Source organism: Paraclostridium sp., from assembly GCF_051657365.1.
GTDB lineage: Bacteria > Bacillota > Clostridia > Peptostreptococcales > Peptostreptococcaceae > Paraclostridium.
Genome location: NZ_JBOFKN010000111.1, coordinates 1 through 3639, shown reverse-complemented (window position 1 = coordinate 3639; position 3639 = coordinate 1). Strand labels below are relative to the sequence as shown.

5 protein-coding genes are annotated in these 3639 nt (G+C 24.1%); 2 read left to right on the top strand and 3 right to left on the bottom strand.

The genetic code is table 11. The features are described from left to right. Together ACRCYC_RS08390 and ACRCYC_RS08385 are read left to right on the top strand one after the other, a co-directional pair. A partial coding sequence (locus tag ACRCYC_RS08390; RefSeq protein ID WP_438532089.1) for a hypothetical protein occupies positions 1-225 on the top strand: 225 nt, incomplete at its 5' end. Between the two features lie 1852 nt (positions 226-2077). Further along, positions 2078-2257 (top strand): hypothetical protein, encoded by a 180-nt coding sequence (locus tag ACRCYC_RS08385; RefSeq protein ID WP_438505625.1) that lies wholly within the window; start codon positions 2078-2080, stop codon positions 2255-2257. A 26-nt stretch (positions 2258-2283) separates the two neighbouring features. Here the strand turns inward: ACRCYC_RS08385 and ACRCYC_RS08380 are convergent, their stop codons facing one another. Genes ACRCYC_RS08380 through ACRCYC_RS08370 form a run of 3 tightly spaced genes read right to left on the bottom strand, consistent with a single transcriptional unit; the run spans position 2284 to position 3505 of the window. Beyond that, complete coding sequence (locus tag ACRCYC_RS08380; protein WP_438532088.1) at positions 2284-2730, bottom strand: phage holin family protein; 447 nt, start codon at positions 2728-2730, stop codon at positions 2284-2286. Next, positions 2712-3053, bottom strand: a complete 342-nt coding sequence (locus tag ACRCYC_RS08375) for a hypothetical protein (RefSeq protein ID WP_438505623.1) — start codon at positions 3051-3053, stop codon at positions 2712-2714. The genes ACRCYC_RS08380 and ACRCYC_RS08375 overlap by 19 nt, the downstream gene beginning before the upstream one ends. Next, positions 3050-3505: a hypothetical protein gene (locus ACRCYC_RS08370; protein WP_438532087.1), complete on the bottom strand. Its 456-nt coding sequence runs from the start codon at positions 3503-3505 to the stop codon at positions 3050-3052. Before ACRCYC_RS08370 ends, ACRCYC_RS08375 begins: the two co-directional genes overlap by 4 nt. Positions 3506-3639: the final 134 nt, after the last annotated feature.

Sequence of the window (3639 nt, the reverse complement as noted above, 5' to 3'; positions counted from 1 at the left end):
AATAAATGGACTCAATACTATAGATTATTTAAAAGATTTTTTATAAGAAAGTTTACTAATTATAAACCAAAAGAAACATTAAAAGATTTTAAAAATCTTATTTCTTGGAGTTTTCAATATCAAAAAGATTTAGATAATTTTATTTATACTAACTCTTATTCAAATAAAATTATAACGATTAAAACACCTAAAGATTTTAATAATTTTTTAAAATTATTAAATTAAATACTTAATTTTTTATAAAATTTAAAACTTTTTTATAAAACTTGTGGTCTAAATAATATAAAAAGTGTTAAAAGTAAAAAATAATTTAATCCCCCCAGATAAGAACCTCTATCCCCCCAGAGGTTCTTATTATTTTTTGTATTTTACATGTCTACCTTTTCATTTTTATCATTATTCCCATAAATAATATAATTTTTATTATTTTTTAATTTTATGTAGATTCTTTTATCTTATATGCTTGGATTTAAAGTTTTTGTGTAGAAATTAATTTAAATAGTCTTATCTCTTTTATAATATCAATATCATTAGAATACTTACCTATCAAATTACAGAATAACTTAATTAGGGGAGTGAAGCTAAAATGAGTATTGTAAATCTTATAAAAAAGCACTGGAAAGATTTTTTCTTAATAACTACAATCATTTTTATTCTTAATTTAATCGAAGTTAAATTTTTTAATAAAGAATTCAGTTGGTGGGAAGCTTTAAAAATAATAATTATTTCTTTCATAATATCTCTAAATTTAAAGAAAAAATAGTTATACAAACTTTTGTTAAATTGGAGGATTAAAATGAATACCTTAGATTTTATAAAAAAATATTATAAATCTTTTCTTCTGTACTTCGTAGGAATTACTCTTTTTAATTTTCTATATGCAAAATTTTTTAACGATACATTTAGTCTATTAAATAGCTTATTTCTCTCATTCGTTTGTTTTTTGGTCTCTTTAACAAATTCTAAAAAATGACTTTAATAAATTTATCTGGAGAGTTTAGAAATGAAAAAAATTGATTTTGATGATTTAATCGGAGTACTTATAGGAATTTTAACTTTAGTTTTTGGGATTTTTCTCCATTTAAGTACTCACTGAAGAGGTTAAATTTTTTTGGTTTATTTAATTTTACAAATTAATAATTTTATTTTTTTAGAAAGCGAGAGCTAAAATGAATATTATAAATTTTATTAAAAAACGATATAAATTACTCTTTTTTAGTTTTGGTGGTACTCTTATCTTTAGGTTTTTACTTAATAAATTTTTCAATGAATCTTTTAGTCCATTAAGCGGTTTAGTTTCTGGTGGAATTCTATTTTTTATCTTATTAAAAGATCCTAAAAATAAATAAAATCTCAACTTAATAGCAAATCAAAAAGAATCCTCAGATTTACCCTTTCTGAAGATTCTTTTTTTATCTATATTTTTATACCTAATTTTATTTATATATACCTTAAATTTAATTTTATAAGGTCATTTTTCTTTATTTATTCTTTCTTTTTTAGTAACATTGAAACTTTCATAAAACTAAGTCTTAATATTCTCAAAATGATTAAATTACACACTACTTTTTAACTTTTTTTATCATTTTATAAATATTTTTATTGACTTTCACCCGTACACGATATATAATCTATTTGTAAGGAGGTGATAATCCTTGTTAATGGCTTTATTAGTTGCTTTTATAGCAAAGCTTCCAGAAATATCTAAAGAAATTAGAGAATGGATGATTTGGTATGATAGTCGAAAAAAGTAATTACACAGGTTGAGGTCGCACCCTCAACCTCCTTATAAATAAAATATGGAGTTGATCAATATGAATTATATTTTATTAATTATATTCTTTTTACTTCTTTGTTTAATCGTTAATGTCATAAGTCCATTTTTGAGAAATGTTTCCAAATTAAAAAATAACTTTCCATTAGAAAATAATTTAGGTGGTAAACTAGTTAAATTTTTTTATAAAAAAAAATAGAGGGTTCGCACACCACTCTATTTTTATAAGGAACTTCTATTCCTTGTATAGCTTTATTAACTTAATTATACAATAATATCCCAAAAAGTCAATAGGTGGTTTATATGGAAAAAAGAACAGCTAAAATCTTATGGTCAAAAAGTGGTAAAGGTAGCGATACCACTAGAGTAACTCTTCCAGTTTCATGGGTTAGACAAATGAGCTTATCTTACGAAGAACGAGAACTTGATATTTCATTTGATGAAAAAACAGGTATTATAACAATCAAAAAAAAAGAGGATTAATCTTCCTCTTTTTAAGTATTATTTAATCATTTTTCTTTATCTAACTTTTCTTTTTTCACTGCTAATATATTTTCTATAATACCAGGAAATTTTATTCCTAATTTGGTTAAATTTTCCATTATAGAAATAGATTCCATAATAATACAACCAGTAATCATACAAACTCTAAGTGAAATATTTATATCATTTAAAAAACTAGATTTATCTAATTGATTCATTGTCATGATAGCAAGATATATAGCTGGTTTTCTCAAAATAAATCCTATATACATTTTTTTGGATAAAACATTTCTTTCCTTAATAGCTTTTAAAAAACCTGTAATACAATCTATAATAGTTAAACAAAATAAAACTCTTATATCTCCATCTATTCCACCTATAGCACTTACAAATCCTGCACTAAGCCAAAAGATTAAATTCTGTAAACAATTAAGTAAACTTTCAAAAATATCTTTTATTTCTCTCCCCTCCAACTTTTAATACTTCTATTTCCAAAGAATCCTGTCAAATAAACCATTATTATTTGATACATCCTATCATCTATAGGAAATATTGGAGATTGTGTTTTAAATATAAATCCTATCCACATTCCTAAAAGATTACTTACAAGAAACCCACAAAATATAAATGCTATAAGAGGAAAAACCATACTTACTGCCTTTTCTAAACTAGTTCCCCTCTTATTACTAAAATCTTCAACCTCTAACTTTTTTAATTCTACCTCCATTTGATTTTGAGTATTTTTATCTGGAATAAATTTATTAATTATTTTTAATGCTTCATCAACTATTATCATTTTATTCCATCATCCCCAGGTTCTTTTACACTAATGTGATAAGGATCGTTTAAAGTTTTAAAATCCCAACCCCAATTTACAACATCTTGCCAACCATAATGTTTAGCTATCTCTTTCATATCTTTTATAATATCCTCATAATAAGCTCTATCCCAAACAGCTTTACCATTCTTATAACCTACTATATCAATTGCATTAGATTCCATTATATCCATTTTGAATCCACCTTGTGTTACAAGTTCCTCTTTATTCAATAAATGTTTGCTCTTAGATACTTGACTTTTACCATTTTTAAGCATATGAGCTTGTTCTTCAGGAGTTCTAGCTCCGTAAGTGATTCCTATATCTTTTTTTCCAAGAGCTAAATAAGTAGTTGCTAGAATTATTAATCTAGCATCTACCCCTTTCATTCTTGATATTGATGTTTTTCCAAATCTATATTTCAATTCCATACTAATTCTCTCCTTTTAATTATAAGTACACCCATTACATTTTTTAACTTCTTTGCAATCTTCACAAGGTTCATCTTTGAGTTTGAATCCTATTAAAATCCCAATTATCAAAACCAATATATAACTCATACTCA